This is a genomic window from Burkholderia sp. Bp8986, assembly GCF_003854225.1.
Lineage (GTDB): Bacteria > Pseudomonadota > Gammaproteobacteria > Burkholderiales > Burkholderiaceae > Burkholderia.
Window position 1 is genome coordinate 1 of record NZ_QTQM01000010.1, and the last position, 17,201, is coordinate 17,201.

Annotated in this window: 17 protein-coding genes and 2 pseudogenes; 12 read left to right on the forward strand and 7 right to left on the reverse strand. The window is 69.5% G+C overall.

The features are described 5' to 3' along the window. On the reverse strand, positions 1-374 hold a 374-nt coding region (locus tag DID99_RS11970), incomplete at its 3' end, for a transposase family protein (protein WP_148094673.1). A gap of 83 nt (positions 375-457) precedes the next feature. Further along, positions 458-718: pseudogene (locus DID99_RS11975) on the reverse strand (transposase); the annotation flags it as partial. A 70-nt stretch (positions 719-788) separates the two neighbouring features. Here DID99_RS11975 and DID99_RS11980 point away from each other — a divergent pair. Together DID99_RS11980 and DID99_RS11985 are read left to right on the forward strand one after the other, a co-directional pair. Then, positions 789-1,091: pseudogene (locus tag DID99_RS11980) on the forward strand (LysR family transcriptional regulator substrate-binding protein); the annotation flags it as partial. A gap of 136 nt (positions 1,092-1,227) precedes the next feature. Beyond that, positions 1,228-1,860, forward strand: coding sequence for a LysE family translocator (locus DID99_RS11985; RefSeq protein WP_124666848.1), 633 nt, complete (start codon positions 1,228-1,230; stop codon positions 1,858-1,860). Between the two features lie 204 nt (positions 1,861-2,064). Here the strand turns inward: DID99_RS11985 and DID99_RS11990 are convergent, their stop codons facing one another. Then, positions 2,065-3,750: a metallophosphoesterase family protein gene (locus DID99_RS11990; protein ID WP_124666770.1), complete on the reverse strand. Its 1,686-nt coding sequence runs from the start codon at positions 3,748-3,750 to the stop codon at positions 2,065-2,067. Between the two features lie 305 nt (positions 3,751-4,055). On the opposite strand from DID99_RS11990, the gene DID99_RS11995 reads away from it, so the two are divergent. The 8 genes from DID99_RS11995 to DID99_RS12030 all read left to right on the forward strand — a co-directional run bounded on the left by DID99_RS11995 (position 4,056) and on the right by DID99_RS12030 (position 10,281). Beyond that, complete coding sequence (locus DID99_RS11995) at positions 4,056-4,355, forward strand: YXWGXW repeat-containing protein (protein ID WP_044845695.1); 300 nt, start codon at positions 4,056-4,058, stop codon at positions 4,353-4,355. A 217-nt stretch (positions 4,356-4,572) separates the two neighbouring features. Continuing rightward, positions 4,573-5,337, forward strand: a complete 765-nt coding sequence (locus tag DID99_RS12000; RefSeq protein WP_124666771.1) for an RNA polymerase sigma factor — start codon at positions 4,573-4,575, stop codon at positions 5,335-5,337. Beyond that, positions 5,334-5,753: a hypothetical protein gene (locus tag DID99_RS12005; RefSeq protein WP_124666772.1), complete on the forward strand. Its 420-nt coding sequence runs from the start codon at positions 5,334-5,336 to the stop codon at positions 5,751-5,753. The genes DID99_RS12000 and DID99_RS12005 overlap by 4 nt, the downstream gene beginning before the upstream one ends. After that, entirely contained in the window at positions 5,750-6,253 is a 504-nt protein-coding gene (locus DID99_RS12010; RefSeq protein ID WP_124666773.1) for a periplasmic heavy metal sensor, read from the forward strand. The genes DID99_RS12005 and DID99_RS12010 overlap by 4 nt, the downstream gene beginning before the upstream one ends. Before the next feature lie 75 nt (positions 6,254-6,328). After that, complete coding sequence (locus DID99_RS12015) at positions 6,329-7,174, forward strand: GNAT family N-acetyltransferase (protein WP_124666774.1); 846 nt, start codon at positions 6,329-6,331, stop codon at positions 7,172-7,174. Between the two features lie 229 nt (positions 7,175-7,403). Next, the gene (locus DID99_RS12020) at positions 7,404-8,798 is read left to right on the forward strand and encodes a DUF1800 family protein (protein WP_124666775.1); all 1,395 of its coding nucleotides are present in this window, start codon (positions 7,404-7,406) and stop codon (positions 8,796-8,798) included. 2 nt (positions 8,799-8,800) lie between these two features. Beyond that, positions 8,801-9,964 (forward strand): DUF1501 domain-containing protein, encoded by a 1,164-nt coding sequence (locus DID99_RS12025; RefSeq protein ID WP_124666776.1) that lies wholly within the window; start codon positions 8,801-8,803, stop codon positions 9,962-9,964. Positions 9,965-10,062: 98 nt separating this feature from the next. Next, complete coding sequence (locus DID99_RS12030) at positions 10,063-10,281, forward strand: YXWGXW repeat-containing protein (RefSeq protein WP_044845687.1); 219 nt, start codon at positions 10,063-10,065, stop codon at positions 10,279-10,281. A gap of 21 nt (positions 10,282-10,302) precedes the next feature. On the opposite strand, the gene DID99_RS12035 is transcribed toward DID99_RS12030, so the two are convergent. After that, the gene (locus DID99_RS12035) at positions 10,303-11,496 is read right to left on the reverse strand and encodes a tyrosine-type recombinase/integrase (RefSeq protein WP_124484666.1); all 1,194 of its coding nucleotides are present in this window, start codon (positions 11,494-11,496) and stop codon (positions 10,303-10,305) included. 227 nt (positions 11,497-11,723) lie between these two features. Further along, the gene (locus tag DID99_RS12040; protein ID WP_124570893.1) at positions 11,724-12,899 is read right to left on the reverse strand and encodes a helix-turn-helix transcriptional regulator; all 1,176 of its coding nucleotides are present in this window, start codon (positions 12,897-12,899) and stop codon (positions 11,724-11,726) included. A gap of 241 nt (positions 12,900-13,140) precedes the next feature. Between DID99_RS12040 and DID99_RS12045 the strand changes: the two genes are divergently transcribed. Continuing rightward, positions 13,141-13,521 (forward strand): DUF4377 domain-containing protein, encoded by a 381-nt coding sequence (locus DID99_RS12045; RefSeq protein WP_124666777.1) that lies wholly within the window; start codon positions 13,141-13,143, stop codon positions 13,519-13,521. Between the two features lie 25 nt (positions 13,522-13,546). Here the strand turns inward: DID99_RS12045 and DID99_RS12050 are convergent, their stop codons facing one another. Then, positions 13,547-14,935: a DHA2 family efflux MFS transporter permease subunit gene (locus DID99_RS12050; protein ID WP_124666778.1), complete on the reverse strand. Its 1,389-nt coding sequence runs from the start codon at positions 14,933-14,935 to the stop codon at positions 13,547-13,549. Between the two features lie 398 nt (positions 14,936-15,333). Beyond that, positions 15,334-15,684 (reverse strand): VOC family protein, encoded by a 351-nt coding sequence (locus tag DID99_RS12060; RefSeq protein WP_124484670.1) that lies wholly within the window; start codon positions 15,682-15,684, stop codon positions 15,334-15,336. A gap of 260 nt (positions 15,685-15,944) precedes the next feature. Here DID99_RS12060 and DID99_RS12065 point away from each other — a divergent pair, with 260 nt between their 5' ends. Beyond that, positions 15,945-17,084: an LLM class flavin-dependent oxidoreductase gene (locus DID99_RS12065; RefSeq protein ID WP_124666779.1), complete on the forward strand. Its 1,140-nt coding sequence runs from the start codon at positions 15,945-15,947 to the stop codon at positions 17,082-17,084. Positions 17,085-17,201: the final 117 nt, after the last annotated feature.

A 17,201-nucleotide genomic window follows, 5' to 3' on the forward strand; every position in this document is an offset into this window, starting at 1 on the left:
GCCGCCACCGCCTGCACGCTGGCCGCTTGCAACAACTTCTCGCAGGCCTTGGCGAAGCGCTCCGTCACTCGCTGGTAACGGCCCAGCCACGCCAGCTTCTCCAGTCGCGGGCCGCCGCAGCGTTCGCACCAGACCCGACGACGGGGGACGTGCAGCACCACCCGGTACTCGAACAGCGGCAGGTCACGCACCCGGCGAACCGTTGTCTCGTGGATCTGCTGGCAGCGTGCCCCGCATTGCTCGCAGTACATGACCTTGCTGACCGGCTTCAAATACAGCGACAGCGTGCGGCCTTCGCCTTCCGGCCATTCCACTCGCTCCAACCGATAGCCGGTCCAGCAGCCCAGCGTCTGAAGTGCCTTACGATCGAGCAATTGCCTCTCCTGACGTCCTTAAAGTCAGGCGTCAGGTTACGCAATCGCTCCCAAACCCTCCACGGTTTCCTGCGATGAACCCATTTTTTTCGGCTGAATTCCTTCAGGCCGTCGATGACCAGCAATTGCTCGGCAATCAGGCGCTTGAGCCGCTCGTTCTCCGATTCCAGATCCTTGAGCCGACGGGCGTCGGCCACATCCATGCCGCCGAACTTGTTGCGCCAACGATAGAACGTCTGTTCCGAGATGTTGTGGCGCTTGCACAGGTCCTTCACCGGCTCGTCCCGGCTCTCGACCTCGCGCAAGATCCGGATGATCTGCTCGTCGGTAAATCGCTTCTTCATCGAGTTCTCCTTGCCTCTAGGATAAAAGAGAACTCACTTGCCAGATGGCTACAAGAAACGTCTCAGGTCAATCGCGGATTACTTCGCGCGCAACGGTGCATCGCTTCGCGCCGCGTTCAACGTGGTCGAGATGCGGACCATTCTGTCGATGGCGGAGGCGGGAATGGGCGTGTCGATCGTCCCGCGCATCACGCTCACCTATACCCGGTTCGGCGGCCGGGTGCTGGCGTTGTCGCCCAGGCTGCATCGTTCCGTGCGACTGGCGTGGAATGCGAGCGGCAACGCGGTCGCCGACGCATTCGTGAAACTGGTCGACGCGCAACGCGCGAAGGCCGGTAAGGCGATGCAGGCACGCGCGAAAAAGGACAAGTAGCGGGCCGGCGGAACGACGCGATGACGGGGTGAAGCGCGCTCATGCATGACTTGCAGTTTATTCATGCCGACAGACGCCGACATGCAATACATTGCTGGACACTCGCCCCGACTTCATCGCGCTGAAGGAGACTGCCGTGCCGGCCTTGCCCACCCTGATTGCTTTCGGACTCGTATCGCTCGGCATGGCCCTGACGCCCGGCCCGAACATGCTTTACCTGATCTCCCGCTCGATCTGCCAAGGCCGCCGTGCGGGGCTGGTGTCGCTCGGCGGCGTCGCGCTGGGGTTCGTCTTCTACATGTTCTGCGCGGCATTCGGCATTACCGCACTGGTGCTGACCGTGCCGTACGCGTATGACGCGCTGCGTTTGTCCGGCGCGCTGTACCTGTCGTATCTCGCGTGGCAGGCGCTCAAGCCGGGCGGCCGCTCCGCGTTCCAGGTGCGGCAACTGCCGCACGACAGCGGCGTGCGGCTCTTCACGATGGGCTTCGTCACCAACCTCGCGAACCCGAAGATCGCGGTGATGTACCTGTCGCTGCTGCCGCAGTTCATTGCGCCCGGGCACGGCAGCGTGCTCGCGCAATCGCTGGCACTGGGCTGCGTGCAGATCGCGGTCAGTGTCTGCGTGAATGCGCTGATCGCGAGCATGGCCGGCTCGATCGCGGGGTTTCTTGCCGGTCGGCCCGTCTGGGCGCGGGTGCAGCGCGGGTTGATGGGGACCGTGCTGGCCGGACTGGCCTTGCGTATCGCGCTGGAATCGCGAAGCTAGGGGCACGGTGGCGGCAATGCGGCTTGCGGTGGAAACCGGCGTGCCGATGCGCATGCAAGGTGCGGCGGTCGAATGGACGCAGCCGCTCCGCATGGCGCAGCCGTCACGTATTCGCCGTATCCATCAGCGCGTCGCGCGCGCCGTCCCGCACGCGCCAGCCCCGGCTGCCCGCCGCGCGATCACGCGCCGCGGGCGGCCGTCGCATCAGCGCTCGCGGCGCTTCTTGCTCAGCTCGATCGTCTCGAACAGCTCGTACTGTGCGCTCGGGTGCTGATCCGCGCCCGGCGCATGGTAGTAGCGCATCGTGATCGTCGTGTGGCCGCCCGGCTTGCCCGGATCGTGGTCGAACACCGCGATCCCGTAGCCGGTGCCCGTATCGCGGCGCGCGGACCAGATCGCATCCTCCAGCGCATCGGCCGGCTTGCGCACGAACGTGTTCGGCGCGGTGCCCGGCACCGGCCGGTTCGGCTTCGTGAAGACCTTGGCCTGCGCGAAGCCGGTCGCCGGGTTCTCGCCGTACACGTCGAGCGGCGCACTGGTGCCGCCGCCGCCGAGGATCAGGTGGATCGTGCCGTGGCTCGTGTCGAAGGTCGTGCGCTCGGGATCGGTCGACCCGACCGGACGCGGCTGCAGCGTCTCGACGACTTCGCCGGTCGATGCATCGACGCCCGCGCGGTGATTACAGCCGCGCACCGGGTAGCTGCGCTCGTAATCGTGATCGTGACCGCACAGCACGAGGTCGACGCCGTAACGGTCGAACAGCGGCAGCCACGCCTCGCGGATGCCCTTGTCCGAGCCGTTGCCCGTCTTCGACGAACTCAGCGCGTCCTGGTGCATCTGCACGACGATCCAGTCGATGTCGTCATCGTGCGACGCTTGACGCAGCGTGTGCTCGAGCCAGCGCGTCTGCACGCCGTCGCTGTAGCCGCGCACGTAGAACGACGTGCCCGGTTCGATCGGCGCGCGGCCGGTGCTCGCGGCCGGCACCAGCGGAGCCGGGCCGCCGACGAACGCGGCAGCGTCCTGGTACACGACGTCGTCGGCGTCGAGCGAGATGAACAGCACCGAGCTTACGCGGAAGCTGTACCAGCGGCCCGGAAAGCGCGTGCCGTTCTCCGGCAGCGTGTAGCGCGCGAGGTACGAGTCGAGCCCCTGCGGGCCGTTGTTGAATTCGATCTCGTGATTGCCCGGGCACGGCATCCACGGGCGGTTCGCGGCCGACGTCTGGTTGTTGTTGCCGAAGTCGCGCCACACCTCCGGCTGATGCGCGGGGTTCAGGTTCGCGTAGCAGAGGTCGCCGTTCAGCAGGTGGAACAGCGGCTGGAACTGCTCGACGGCCTGCACCGCGAAGCGGCTTTGCGGCGACGACAGCACCCATGTGCCGTTCGGCGTCGCGAGGTCGCCGTAGCTCGTGAAGCGGAACGGTGCACGCCCGCGCGGCGCGGTCGTGAAGGTTGCGGCAAACGGCTGCGCGGCGTTGCTGTCGTTGTCGGCCGTCAGTTCGTAGCGGTAGCGCGTGTTCGGCTTCAGGCCGTGCACGCGTGCGTGGTACGTGAACACCGTTTCGCCGTTCAGGCCGTCGGTGTAAAGGCGCTGCACGCCGTGCACGGTGCGTGCCGGTTCGCCGTCGGCGACGATCCGCGCCCGCGGATTGACGGCCGGCGCGAGCGATGCCCACGAGATCGCGACTTCCGACGCCGGGTCGCTGCCCCATGTCAGGTGCACCTGTTCGGGGGTGCCGTCCGGGTTCGACCCGGCGGCACGGGCGGCCGCGAGCCCGCCCGCGGCGGTGGCGAGGCCGGAGACGCCGGCCAGTTTCAGGAAGCCGCGACGCGATACGGAAGCGGCCGGCTCGTTCGACTCGGCGGGGAAGTTGTCCTGGTTCGACATGATCGTATTTTCGTTGAGTGACACGCGAAATGCGGAACCGCCCGGCCGTGCGCGAGCGCGTCCGGGGCGTGGGCCGGAAACGAGCGGGATCCCGGTGACACGCATTGTCGAAGCGCAGTTTTGCCGGGTTGTGACAGACGGTCGTCCACGCCCGGGCCCGATGCGTTGCCGGATGAGCGCGGCGTTGCCGGCGCGGCGGAAATTTATTTGCGCGCGTCGCGACGGATTTTTCCGCATGCGTCGTTTAACGAACGAACGGCCACTTCCGGCCATCACGTTCGCTACACGACGCTTCGGAGTCTTGCATGAAACTTTCCATTTCATTACGGGTTGCCGCGGGATGCGTGGCCGCGCTGGCGACCTCCGCCACATTCGCGCAGGCCGTCATCGTCGCGCCGGTCGCGCCGCCGCCGCCGCGCGTCGAAGTGATGCCGGCGCCACGCGCGGGCTACGTGTGGGATCAGGGCCACTGGCACTGGCGGCAGGGCCGCTACGTGTGGATCCCCGGGCATTGGCAAGCGGTGCGCGTCGGCTATCGCTGGGTGCCCGGGCACTGGGCCGCGCGCGGCCCGAACTGGCGCTGGGTGCCGGGTCACTGGGCGTGACGCGCAGGGTGCCGCGCGGCGCGCAGCGCCGGTGCGGCGGGACTTCCACACAACTTCATCCGTCGAGCCATGCCTTTTCGAACCATCGTGATCCTGACAGCCGCGGCCGTCGTGCTGGCCGGCTGCGTCGTGGTGCCGGCGCGTCCGGTGTATTACCGGCCCGCGCCGGTCGTCGTATATTGATCGCGCCGGCCGGCTGGCGATCGACAGGATCGATATGCCGTTCGAACCGGATGTCGACGAAACCGGCCGGGCGGATGCCGGACACGACGTGCGGCGCGCCGTGGACGCGCCGGCATGGCGCCGTGCGGCGCCGGCCCGACGCATGCAAGGAGAGCACGACGATGAGCTTCAGCCGGACGGCGGGCACGCTCGCCGGCAGCATGCGGCGGGCGCGCCGCGCATGGCGGAGCAGCCCGCGTTGAGCGACGCCGATCCGGACGCGGAACTCGTCGCGCGGGTCGGCGCGCGCGACACGTCGGCCGTGCGCGTGCTCGTCGCACGCAAGCTGCCGCGCCTGCTTGCGCTCGCGACGCGCATGCTCGGCGACCGGACCGAAGCCGAAGACGTTGCGCAGGAAACCTTCCTGCGGATCTGGCATCACGCGCCGCGCTGGCGGGATGGCGAAGCGCGCTTCGACACGTGGCTGCATCGCGTGGTGCTGAACCTGTGCTACGACCGGATGCGCGGGCGGCGCGAGGAGCCGGTCGACACGCTGCCCGACGTGCCCGACCCGCAACCCGAGCCGGCCGCGCACGCGGAGTTGCGCGCGCGCGATGCGCGCGTGCGCGAGGCGCTCGCCGCGTTGCCGCCCAGGCAGCGGGAAGCGCTCGTGCTCCAGTACTATCAGGACATGTCGAACGTTGAAGCGGCCAACCTGATGGGCATCACCGTCGATGCGCTGGAAAGCCTGCTCGCGCGCGCGAGGCGCAACCTGCGCGCGCAACTGGCCGGCGACCCACCTAGCGAGGACAAGCGATGACACCCGAACGATTCCGTACCATCGTCGCCGCGTACGGCTCGGATGCGCGGCGCTGGCCGCGCGACGAACGCGCGGCGGCCGAGGCGTGGGCGCAAGCGCATCCGCGCGACGCGCTCGCGGCGCTCGACGATGCCGCCGAGCTCGACGCCTGGCTCGTGCAGGATACGGTCGAGCCGCCCGCGCCGGCGCTCGTCGAACGCATCGTCGCGTCGGCGCCCGCGCCGCAGCGTGCGCGGCGCCGGGGCACGGTGTGGTGGTCGGGCGCGGCGTTCGCGGGCGTCGGGCTCGCCGGCGCGCTGGCGGGCGCGGTGGCCGTGTCGATGCTGATGCTCGGCAGCCCGCCGATCGCGCAACACGAACCGGGCTACCTGACGACGACGTTCGGCGGCCCGGGCATCGACGGAGGCGACGAATGAGCGAACGCGGCTGGAAATTCATGCTCTTGGGGTCGGTCGTGTTGAACGTGTTCATGCTCGGCGCGATCGGCGGCGGCGCGTATCAGTGGTTTTCGACGCATCGTGGCCTGGATGGGGCCGGGATCCCCGGACAGCGCACGGCGTTGCGGTTCGCCGCGGACGAATTGTCCGACGCGCGTCAGCAAGCGTTTGCGGCGGCGCTGAAGGCGGCGCGCAAGGAAGGTCGGGATTTCGCGCGGGAAGGGCGTGACGGGCGGATCACGGTGCTGGATCTGCTGGCAGCGCCGCAGCTCGATCGTACGGCGATCGACGCGGCGCTCGATCGGACGCGGGCGGCCGATAGTGCGTTGCGGGGGCAGGTCGAGCGCAGCGTCGTCGATTTCGCGGCGACGCTGACGCCCGACGAGCGCGTGAAATTCGTCGACGGGTTGCGACGCAGCGGGAACTGGCGGCTGCCGGCGAGGTTTCAGAGGAAGCACGACGCGGCGGGGAGCCAGTAACTGGCGTGGCGTGACGACGCGTCACGCTCGCGAATCGGTTGGCGGCGATCTCGAGTGCCGCGACGGAGGCGAATCATGGATCGAAGCGAAGACTTGATCGTGCGCACCATGTCGGCCGACGAGGTGGCCATGTCGGTCGAATGGGCGGCAGCCGAAGGGTGGAACCCCGGCCTGCATGATCCGCCGTGTTTCAGGGAAGCGGACCCGGCCGGTTTTTTCGTCGGCGTGTGGCGTGGCGAGCCGGTCGCGTGCCTTGCTGCCGTCGCGTATGACGAACGCTTCGGCTTCATCGGTCTGTACATCGTGAAACCCGGGTTTCGCGGCAAAGGCTTCGGCATGCGAATCTGGCAGCACGGCATGCGTTACCTGGGAAACCGCAATGTCGGTCTCGACGGTGTCGTGGCACAACAGGCGAACTACCGGAAGTCGGGGTTCCGGCTCGCGTATCGCAACATCCGTTATCAGGGGCGCGTCGACGGCATCGGATGCGCGCACGCGGCCGCGGCGGCCGATGTCCCGTTCGAGCAGTTGCTGGCGTACGACCGCCAGTGTTTTCCTGCGCCGCGCGCGCGTTTCGTCTCCGCGTGGCTCGCGCAGCCGGATGCCGTTGCGCTCGCAACGGTCGACGCGGGTCGCATCACCGGATACGGCGTCGTGCGCCGCTGCAACGCCGGCTGCAAGATCGGCCCGCTGTTCGCCGATGACGCCGGCGTCGCCACGGGGCTGTTTCGCGCGCTGGCGGCGCGCATGCCCGGCGAGGTTATCGTGCTCGACGTGCCGGAAACGAATCCCGCGGCCGTCGCGCTGGCGGAACGGCACGGCATGTCGAGCGTGTTCGAAACCGCGCGGATGTATACGAAGGAAGCGCCGGCGATCGCGATCGACCGCGTGTTCGGCGTGACGTCGTTCGAGCTGGGGTGACGGTCACGAATAGGCTCGGACGATTGCCGTCCGGCAGCTCGTGATGGAGGGAACACCAGTGCTGTGGAAATCTGACGATCGGGCGCGGCACGCGCGCAGCTCGCCGCTGCTTGAAAGCCGACCGCAAGCTATACATCCCCGCGCCGAACCCGAAATATTTCGCTCATCCCGCGACGGATTTCCCGCCACCCTCCGTTAAACACGGGTACGCATCGCGAGAGCCCCCGTCATGGACCACCCGAACGACATCTCACCGGCCGCCATCGCGCTGAACCGCTTCGGTCTCGGCGCGCGGGCCGACGAAGCGCCGCCTGCCGATCCGAAGGGCGCGCTGGTCGCCCAACTCGACCGCTACGACCCGAGGCCGGCCGCATGGGCCGGCGAACCGGACGCGGTCACGCTCGCCACGCGCTTCGCGACGACCCGCAACGCGATGACGGGCGACGACGCGGCGGCCAGGCGCGCGAGTGCGCAGTCGATCCGTCGCGACGGCCATGACGCCTATCGCAGCGCCGTCACCGCGCGGTTGAACAGCGCGCTCGCCACGTCCACGCCGTTCGTCGAGCGGCTCGTGCATTTCTGGTCGAACCATTTCGCGGTGTCGGTCGACAAGGGGCCGGTTGCCGCGTATGCGGGCGCATTCGAGCGCGATGCGATCCGCCCGCACGTGCTCGGCCGCTTCGAGGACATGCTCGTCGCCGTCGAGCAGCATCCCGCGATGCAGCTGTTCCTCGACCAGGCGCGCTCGGTCGGCCCCGACAGCCCGGCCGCGCTGCGCGCCGAAGCCCGCCAGCCGGCGGCACGGCGCGGCCTCAACGAGAACCTCGCGCGCGAAATCATGGAACTGCACACGCTCGGGGTACGCACCGGTTACACGCAAACGGACGTGACGGAATTCGCGCGTGCGCTGACCGGCTGGAGCATCGCCGGCGGACGCGGGCCGCAGCCCGGCGATGTGGCGCCCGGCGCGTTCGTGTTCCGCCCGAAACTGCACGAACCGGGCGCGCGCACGGTGATGAGCCGCACCTACGATCAGCCGGGCGACGCGCAAGCGCGCGCGATCCTGGGCGATCTGGCGCGTTCGCCGGCGACGGGCCGGCATGTCGCGTTCCAGCTCGCCCGTCATTTCGTCGCCGACGATCCGCCGCCCGCGCTCACCGACCGGCTCGCCCGCGCATTCGATACGAGCGGCGGTGATTTGCCGACCGTTTATCGCGCGCTGGTCGATGCGCCGGACGCATGGTCGCCGGTCAATCGCAAGTTCAAGACGCCGTGGGAGTGGGCCGTGTCGTCGCTGCGCGGGCTCGGCTGGCGCGATACCGGCGACCTGAAGGCCGCGCCGCTGCTCGCGCAGCTCGGCCAGCCGGTATGGCGGCCCGGGTCGCCGGCCGGCTACGACGACGTTGCCGCGAGCTGGGCCGCGCCCGACGCGCTGGTGCGTCGCGTCGAGATCGCGCAGCGGTTTGCCGCACGCACGGGCGACCGGCTCGACCCGCGCACGCTCGGCAAGACGCTGCTGGCCGGCTCGCTGAGCGCACCGACGGCGACGGCACTCTCGCGAGCCGAGAGCGCGACCACGTCGCTTGCACTGCTGCTCGTGTCGCCCGATTTTCAACGGAGATGAACATGGCCCGATCCCTTACCCGTCGACATTTCCTGAGCATCGCCGCCGCCGGTGCGGGCGCGATCCTCGTCGCGCCGCGCATCGTGTTCGCGAACGTCGAAACCGACCGGCGCTTCGTGTTCGTGATCCAGCGCGGCGCGGCCGACGGGCTGAACATCGTCGTCCCGTATGCGGAACCCGCGTATGCGTCGTTGCGCGGCCCGCTGGCGATCGACGCGTCGACGGCGACCCGCATCGACGGCACGTTCGCGCTGCATCCGTCGCTCGTGCAGACCGCGCAGATGGTTCGCGACAGAGAGGCGCTGTTCGTCCACGCGATCGCGTCGCCGTATCGCGACCGCTCGCATTTCGACGGCCAGAACGTGCTCGAGACGGGCGGGCGCGCGCCGTACCAGGTGAAGGACGGCTGGCTGAACCGGCTCGCCGCGATGTTGCCGGCGACGCGGGACAACGCGATCGCGTTCGCGCCGACGGTGCCGCTCGCGTTGCGCGGCAGCGTGCAGGCCGCGTCGTATGCGGCGTCCGGGTTGCCGGCCGCACCGGACGACCTGCTCGCGCGCGTGTCGGCGCTGTACGAGGCCGACGCGCAGCTCGGGCCGCTGTGGCAATCGGCGATGGCCGCGCGCGGTCTCGCCGGCGACGCGCATGCGCGCCAGGATCCGGCGGGCGTCGGCAAGCTCGCGGCGACGTTTCTCGCGCGCGACGACGGCCCGCGGATCGCGATGATCGAGACGGCCGGCTGGGACACGCACAGCGCGCAGAACGCGCGGCTCGCGAATCAGTTGAAGGCGCTCGACACGATGCTCGCCGCGTTGCGCGACGATCTCGGGCCCGTGTGGCAGCGGACCACGGTGCTCGTCGCGACCGAGTTCGGCCGCACGGCCGCCGCGAACGGCACGGGCGGCACCGATCACGGGCAGGCGTCGGTCGCGATGCTGGCGGGCGGGGCGGTCGCGGGCGGACGCGTGATCGCCGACTGGCCGGGCCTGCGGCCGGGCGACCTGTACGAAGGGCGCGACCTGAAGCCGACCGCGTCGCTCGACGCGCTGATCGCGGGCGCCGCCGCCGAAAGCCTGCGGCTCGATCCCGCTCATACCGCGTCGACGCTGTTCGCGGAAAGCGGCGCGACGCGGCCGATGACGGGCCTCGTTCGCGGAACCGCGTGACGCGCGGAGTGATGCGCAGCGCGATGCACGACTCGATGCACGGCGTACGCGGGTTCGCCTCCGCTGACCGATCGATTACACAACAGGGAGAATCGACGATGAAGATCCGATCCGTATCGCTTGCCGTATGGGTGACGACGAGCGCGGCGCTGTTGTCCGCGTGCGTGGTCGAACCCGCGCGGCCGCCGCAGCCTGCGCCGGTCGCCGAAGTGATGCCGCCGCCGCCCGCGCCCGGTTATCGCTGGGCGAAAGGTCATTACCGCTGGGCCGGCAACCACTGGGCGTGGGTGCCCGGGCACTGGGCCGCCGTGTATTGAAGCAGGGGACCGGCGCGCCGTTCACCAGCCGATCCGGTGCTTCTCCTCGGTTTCGCTGTGTCGCCAGTCGTCGTCCGCGTGCAGATACTGGCTCGTCGTCGTCAGCGATACGTGACCGAGGTTGTCGCGCACGAGCCGCAGGTCGACGCGGCCGTCCGCCATGTGCGAACCCGCGCTGTGGCGCAGCCAGTGGGCCGATGCCTGTTCGAGCACGCGCGCCTGTTGTTCGCCTGCATCCCCTTGCGCACGCAACCGCTCGGCCGCGAACCTGAACACCTGCTTTACGATCCGGTGCAGCGCCGCGCGCGTGAGCGGCTTGCGCGTGCGACCGGCGGGCAGCACGAGCGGCGTGGTTTCGCCGTCGGCCGGCAGCGCGGGCAGGCCATGCGCGCGCCGGTAGCGCGCGAGCTCGGCCATCATCTCGGCGGTGGCCGGCACGAGGCGCTGGCGGCCGCCTTTGCCGGTCACGTCGAGCCACCAGCGATCGCGCCCGTTCGCATCGCGCCGTGCAAAGAATTGCCCCATCGTCGTGTCGGCCGCCTCGGTGATGCGCAGCCCGCCGAGATACATCAGCGTGAACACCCAGCGCGCGCGATCCGCATGGAAGGCGGCACGCGCATCGTCGCGCGGCATCGCGGCGATCGCATCCTTGACCGCCTGCCACAGCGGCGGCCCGAGATGGCGCGTGACGCGCGGCGCGGGCCGCCGTTGCCGCTGCCGCGACAGCGCGAGCGGATTGCCTGCCAGATAGCCGGCCTGCACGAGCCACGAGAACATCACGTTCAGGATCACCATCGCCTGCCGCTGGCTGGCCGCCGACAGCGGCCCGTAGAACGGCCGCCAGCGCGGGTCGCCGCGCGGATGCTTGCGGCCGCCGTTCGCGCACCACACGTCGGCGGGCGCGGGCGCGAGCAGGAACTGCCGGTACACGACGAGATCCTCGTGCGTGAGCGACGACAGCGGCTTGCCGCACGCGATCACGGCCCACAGCAGCAGGCGCTCGGCCTCCTTGCGGTAGTTCTGGAACGTAGTGGGCGTATCGACGAAGCGTGCGAGCCATGCGCGCACGGCGTCGAGATCATGGGTCGCGGCGATCTGCGGATGCGCGCTCGTCGAGCGATTGGTGCCAGCGCGTCCGTCGAGCGCGGCCGGCACGGTCAGCGCGTCGATCGGCTGCGGCCGCAGCGCGGTGTCGGACGGAACGGGTGAGGTCATGCGAACAGGGGGCGCGGCTCGCCCGTGGCCGGGCGGGCGCACGCGCCGCGACGAAGCGTACGAGGAAACGCCGATGGTAATACACGATCACGACTTGGCGAAGCGCAACGGGTTTACGGCTGGCGCTCATACCGTCCGCATCGGCCGTTTCGGTGCAGGCCGCTTCCTGCTTTCCGGCGTCGGGAGCAACCCGTCCACGAATCCGGCTTCCCGGCCTGTCGAACACCTCACCCCAGCGACAACACGCTGTTCAGCAACGTCCGCACGAGCGTCGCCTGTCGCGTGACACCCGTCTTGGAAAAGATCGCCCGCAGGTGCGAGCGCGCGGTGTTCTTGCTGATGTCGAGTTCGTCGGCCGCTTCCTCGAGCGTCGATCCGTTGACGAGCGCGAGCGCCAGCGCGGTCTCGGCCGGCGTGAGATCGAACAGCTTGCGCACGATGTCGTGAGACGCCTGCGACTTGCGCTCCGCATCGCGGATGAAGATCGCGCACGCGGGCCGGCGCGGATTGTCCTCCGACCATTCGCTGAGCGGGACCGTGCGGATCAGCACGCCGAGCGGCGGCTTGCCGGACGGGCGCGGCACGGCAATCGCCTGCGCGACCGACGGCGCGCCGCCCGCGCGCTCCGCGAGCACGTGGCGGATGAGCTTTTGCAGCTTGCGGTCCTCCAGCGGATACGATGCCTCGAGCGCACCGGCGCGCACGCGCAGGCCGTCGCATTCGGCGAAGATCTCGTCCGCGACGGAATTGGTCTTCATGATCGTGCCGCGCTCGTCGAGGATCGCGGTCGCGACGAGCATGCGGTCGATCGCGCTCGCATACAGCGTGCGCTCCGATTCGACCATCCCGAACTTCGCATGCAGCCGCACCGCGCGTTTCAGGTGCGGCAGCAGCGCATTGCAGACGGCCTTGTCGGTCGCCGAGAACGCGCGGCCGTGATGCGAGCGGCACACGCGGAAGCGGCATTCGATCCCGTCGGGCGTGCGCAGGTCGGCGCCCATCAGGTAGCCGACGTCGAACGGCTCGAGGAACTCGCGATACATCGCGCTGCGGCGCCACACGCCGACGCCGAGCAGCTCGTCGACGGTGACGACGCGATCGCTCGGCAGGTTCACGAACGGATCGAGCGCGTAATAGTAGTTGTTGTACGACGCGACGCCGGTCAGCGGCGCGCTCGCCGCGGACGCATTGATCATCAGCCCCGCGTGGCCGCTGGCGGGCCAGCGCAGGATCATCGTCACGTAGTTCGCGTCCAGGTGCACGCGGATCTGTTCGAGCGCGCCGCCCCACGGCACGTCTTCCAGCGGGCCTTCGTAGATTGTCGCGAGCAGCGCGTCGTACTGCTCGAGCGTCAGTTTCGATTGGGCAAGGCACGGGGGAAGGGCCGGGGGCGCCGTGGTCATCGGGTTGTCTCCTGTTGCCGCCGCCGGGTCGCGGTGCGCCGGGCGTGCGGGTGCGTGCATGCGCGAATGCGGACCGCCGGCGGCGGCGCGCGGTTGCCTGCACCGGAATACGGTAACGTGCCCGTGCAGACGTGACATCCCACGAATGAGGGGGGCGGCGCGCGCGCTGTAAGCCATTTGTGAACTTTGCCGGCGCAGCATTCGTCTAATCGGCCCGCCAACGCTTCCTGAGGACCATCAGATGATTCGCAAGATCAGAACGCTGCTCGGCGCGGCCGTGATCGCCGGCAGCACGTTACTCGCCGGATGCCAGACTGGCGCGGCCGCGCCGGATGCACGCGCGGACCGCCCGGCCGACGGCCGGCCCGTGACCCGGACCGTTTATGTCGCGCCGCAGGCGGCGCGCTGCACGGGCGTCGCGCCGATGGACTGCCTGCAGGTGCGCAGCGGCCCGGCCGAGCCGTGGAGCCTGTGGTACGCGGGCATCGAGGGCTTTGCGTACCAGCCCGGCTATCAATATGTGCTGGAAGTCGATGAATACCGCGTCGCGCAGCCGCCGGCCGACGGTTCGTCGATCCGCTGGGTGCTCAAGCGGGTCGTCGAGCGCCGCCCGGTGAACTGACGGCCGCGCCTGCCCGCGGCGGCGCTTACGCGGACGGCCGCGGCGCGACCGGCCGCGGCGGCGCGGCGGTATCGATCCGCCGGAACACGACGGACGACAGCAGCGTGACCGCGCCCATGCAGACGAACGACAGCATGAAGCCGTTCGCCATCGAGCCCCAATGCGCGGCGAACAGGTTCACGAGCCCGCCGCCGATCGATACGCCGAGCCCCATCGCCAGCATCTGCATCATCGTGAACAGGCTGTTGCCGCTGCCGGCGTCGGCGTGCGACAGGCCCTTGAGCGTCACGGCGTTCATCGCGGCGAACTGCATCGAGTTCGCGGCGCCGAACACGACCAGCAACGCCATCTCCAGCACCGGCGCGGGCCGGGCCGACACCAGCGCGAACCCGGCGATCGCGCCACCGACGATCCCCGTGTTCACGACCAGGAACGTCGCATAACCGAAGCGTTTCGCGAGGGGCGCGATCCAGCGTTTCGCGATCACGCCGGCGATCGCGGCCGGCAGCAGCATCATCCCCGACTGCAGCGGCGTATAGCCGAGCTGCACCTGCATCAGCAGCGGCAGCATGAATGGCACCGCGCTCGTGCCGATCCGGCACAGCAGGTTGCCGAGCAGCCCCGCGCCGAAGTTCGGCTCGCGGAACAGCCCGAGCCGGAACAGCGGCTGCGCGCGCCGCCGCGCATGGGGCAGGTACGCGAGCGCGCTTGCCACGCCGAGCACGGCCAGCCCGATCGCCCAGCCGGTGCGGTGCGCGCGCATCGGCGGATCGATCGCGAGCGACAGCGCGATCATCGCGACCGACAGCAGCGCGCAGCCGATAAAGTCGAACGGCGGCGGCTGCATCGCCTGGTCGTGCGGCAGGAAGCGCTGCACCGCGATGAAGCCGACCATGCCGACCGGCACGTTGACGATGAACACCCAGTGCCAGGAAATCGCCTGCGTGAGCCAGCCGCCGAGCGTCGGCCCGACGATCGGGCCGAGCTGCGCGGCGATCGACACGAACGCGATCGCCGCGACGTACCGCTCGCCCGGCACGCGGCGCAGCACGGCGAGCCGCCCGATCGGCAGCAGCATCGAGCCGCCGATGCCCTGCACGGCGCGCGCGACGACGAGCTGGCCGAGCGTGTGCGACGCCGCGCAGCCGATCGATGCGAGCGAGAACACCAGGATGGCGAGCGAGAACACGCGGCGCGTGCCGAAGCGGTCGGCGAGCCAGCCGGACGCCGGCGTGAGCATCGCCATCGTCAGCGTATAGACGACCACGACCGGCTGCATCGCGAGCGGCGACGCATGCAGGCTTTGTGCGATCGACGGCAGCGCGGTGTTGACGATCGTGGTGTCGAGCGACTGCATGAAGAACGCGGCGGCGACGATCCACAGCAGCGCGGAGTGTGAGGGTTCGCGGGACATGACGAAACGGGAAGTGCGGCGACCGGCGCGGCGGCGGCGCGACGGGGGCGCGGCCCGGCAGCGGCAGGCGCGCGCCGGCGCACGGCCGGTCTACGAGCACTCGATGGTACCGATTCCGGTGGTCATCGGGAAGATGCCTCGATGCGCTGAACGGCGACCGGCCGCCCGCGCCGCCCGACGTCGAATGCATCGCGCGCGCCGCGAAGCGGCTCGGCCAGCCGGCCGGCACGCTGCTCGAGCTACCGGAAACCAGCGACCTGCGCGCGCCCGGCGCGGTCGATCAAAGCGGGTAGCGCAGGTCGTTACCGGACGGCGACGCGTCGCGCGGCATCCGGCCGGGTCCCCGCCGGCCGGTCCGCGCGCCACGCACCGCGCACCACGCACCACGCACCGCCGTGTCATGCCGCGCGTTTCTGCGAAAGCACCAGCAGCGCGCCGTTCCTGTCCTCCAGCACCGCGCGGTATTCGTGCGGGCCGGCCTGCACCGGCACGCGCACCGACGCACCGGCTTTCACGACCCGCGCCATCGCCGCGTAAAGGTCGTCATCCTCATCGACCCGCAGCGTGAGCGCCGCGCGCTCGACGATCTGCTCGTCGCCGGCGACCAGCGCGATCGTCAGCGGGCCGCCGTCGAGCGCGCAATAGCGGTCGCCGTCGCGGAACTTCACGTTCAGGCCCAGTCCGTCGACGAACAGCGGCAGCGCCGTGTCGATGTCGTCGACCGGGTACAGCAGCATCGATACCTTCATTCCCTCTCTCCCTTGTCGTGATGTGACCGGCGCGCACCGCACCGTCGTTCGATGCTAGCGCGCGGTGCCGGCCGCGACGCAGTCCGATCGGACGACGGTGAAACCCCTCTGTCCCCGCATGCGTGCCGTTACTCCAAACAGACGATGCCCGGGCGGGCCCGCGCGCCGACACTCCCATCCGTGGACCGTCGCTATTCGTCCGTATCGTGCGGGCGGGCTGCGCGACCCCGACTCGTCCAACATACATGGAGACGCACGCAATGAAGTTTTCCCTCATCTACGAAGCCCAGACCACCGACGCATCGCGCGAGGGCGACCACCGGGTGTTCAAGGAGACGGTCGAACAGGCGCTGCTGGCCGAGCAGGTCGGTTTCGACACGATCTGGTGCGTGGAGCACACGTCGCTGACCAACTATGCGCACATGAGCGCGCCGGAAACCTTCCTTGCGTACCTGGCCGGCCGCACGACGCGCATCGGCCTCGGTCACGGCGTCGTGTGCCTGCCGCCGGCGATGAACCATCCGATCAAGGTCGCCGAGCGCGTCGCGCTGCTCGACATCCTGTCGGGCGGCCGCGTGCATTTCGGCGTCGGCAAGGGCGGCAGCCAGCAGGAAGCGGGCGCGTTCGGCTACGACCTCAACGAACTGCAGCCGATGATCGACGAGTCGATGTACCTGGTGCCGAAGATGTTCGTGCAGGACGAGATCGAGCACGACGGCAAGTACATCAAGATTCCGAAGCGTCCGATCCACCCGAAGCCGTTCCAGGATCCGCATCCGCCGATGTACCTCGCCTGCACGAACACCGACGCGCTGCTGCGCGCCGGCCAGCGCGGGATGGGCGCGCTGGTGCTCGGCTTCGGCGGCCCCGATGAGGTCGCGAAGAAGAACACGATCTATCGCGAAGCGTGGGCGAACCGCAAGCCGGAAGACCAGGTCGGCTTCCGCCCGACCCAGCACCTCGCGGCGCTGTGCCCGACGGTCGTGATGGCCGACGGCCAGAAGGCCCGCAAGATCGGCATCCGTGGCCAGCGCTACTTCATGGAATCGCTCGCGTACTGGTACACGGGCGGCGAGCGTCCGGACCCGGCAAAGTGGGGCGACGACCTCGTGCAGGCCGATACCGGCGAGATGGTGATCCGCTCGCGCTTCGCGTCGGAGGAAGTCGTCGTGAACTTCGCCGATCCGGCGCTCGCGATGATGAACCCGAACCATGCGTACGGCACGGTGGACGACTGCATCGGCTACGTGGGCCGCCTGCAGGAAGCGGGCGTCGACGAAGTGCTGTTCCTGTGCCAGATGGGCACGGTGCCGCACGACGCGCAGATGGAGACGATCCGCAACATCGGCGAGCACGTGATCCCGTTCTTCAACAAGGAACAGGAGCGCGCCTGCGCATAAGGCGAGGCGTGTCGCGCCACGCCGCGCCCGTCGTCCCTTCGGACGATGCGGCGCGGCCGCGCGAAGCCGACCATCGTCGGCAGGGACTCTCGCTCGCGGCGCCGCCCGCGACGAATC

Bases quoted from the DNA above. Each gene is read 5' to 3' on its own strand.
- DID99_RS11990 (WP_124666770.1), bottom strand. From the start codon at position 3,750: ATGTCGAACCAGGACAACTTCCCCGCCGAGTCGAACGAGCCGGCCGCT.
- DID99_RS11995 (WP_044845695.1), top strand. From the start codon at position 4,056: ATGAAACTTTCCATTTCATTACGGGTTGCCGCGGGATGCGTGGCCGCG.
- DID99_RS12000 (WP_124666771.1), top strand. From the start codon at position 4,573: ATGCCGTTCGAACCGGATGTCGACGAAACCGGCCGGGCGGATGCCGGA.
- DID99_RS12005 (WP_124666772.1), top strand. From the start codon at position 5,334: ATGACACCCGAACGATTCCGTACCATCGTCGCCGCGTACGGCTCGGAT.
- DID99_RS12010 (WP_124666773.1), top strand. From the start codon at position 5,750: ATGAGCGAACGCGGCTGGAAATTCATGCTCTTGGGGTCGGTCGTGTTG.
- DID99_RS12015 (WP_124666774.1), top strand. From the start codon at position 6,329: ATGGATCGAAGCGAAGACTTGATCGTGCGCACCATGTCGGCCGACGAG.
- DID99_RS12020 (WP_124666775.1), top strand. From the start codon at position 7,404: ATGGACCACCCGAACGACATCTCACCGGCCGCCATCGCGCTGAACCGC.
- DID99_RS12025 (WP_124666776.1), top strand. From the start codon at position 8,801: ATGGCCCGATCCCTTACCCGTCGACATTTCCTGAGCATCGCCGCCGCC.
- DID99_RS12030 (WP_044845687.1), top strand. From the start codon at position 10,063: ATGAAGATCCGATCCGTATCGCTTGCCGTATGGGTGACGACGAGCGCG.
- DID99_RS12035 (WP_124484666.1), bottom strand. From the start codon at position 11,496: ATGACCTCACCCGTTCCGTCCGACACCGCGCTGCGGCCGCAGCCGATC.
- DID99_RS12040 (WP_124570893.1), bottom strand. From the start codon at position 12,899: ATGACCACGGCGCCCCCGGCCCTTCCCCCGTGCCTTGCCCAATCGAAA.
- DID99_RS12045 (WP_124666777.1), top strand. From the start codon at position 13,141: ATGATTCGCAAGATCAGAACGCTGCTCGGCGCGGCCGTGATCGCCGGC.
- DID99_RS12050 (WP_124666778.1), bottom strand. From the start codon at position 14,935: ATGTCCCGCGAACCCTCACACTCCGCGCTGCTGTGGATCGTCGCCGCC.
- DID99_RS12060 (WP_124484670.1), bottom strand. From the start codon at position 15,684: ATGAAGGTATCGATGCTGCTGTACCCGGTCGACGACATCGACACGGCG.
- DID99_RS12065 (WP_124666779.1), top strand. From the start codon at position 15,945: ATGAAGTTTTCCCTCATCTACGAAGCCCAGACCACCGACGCATCGCGC.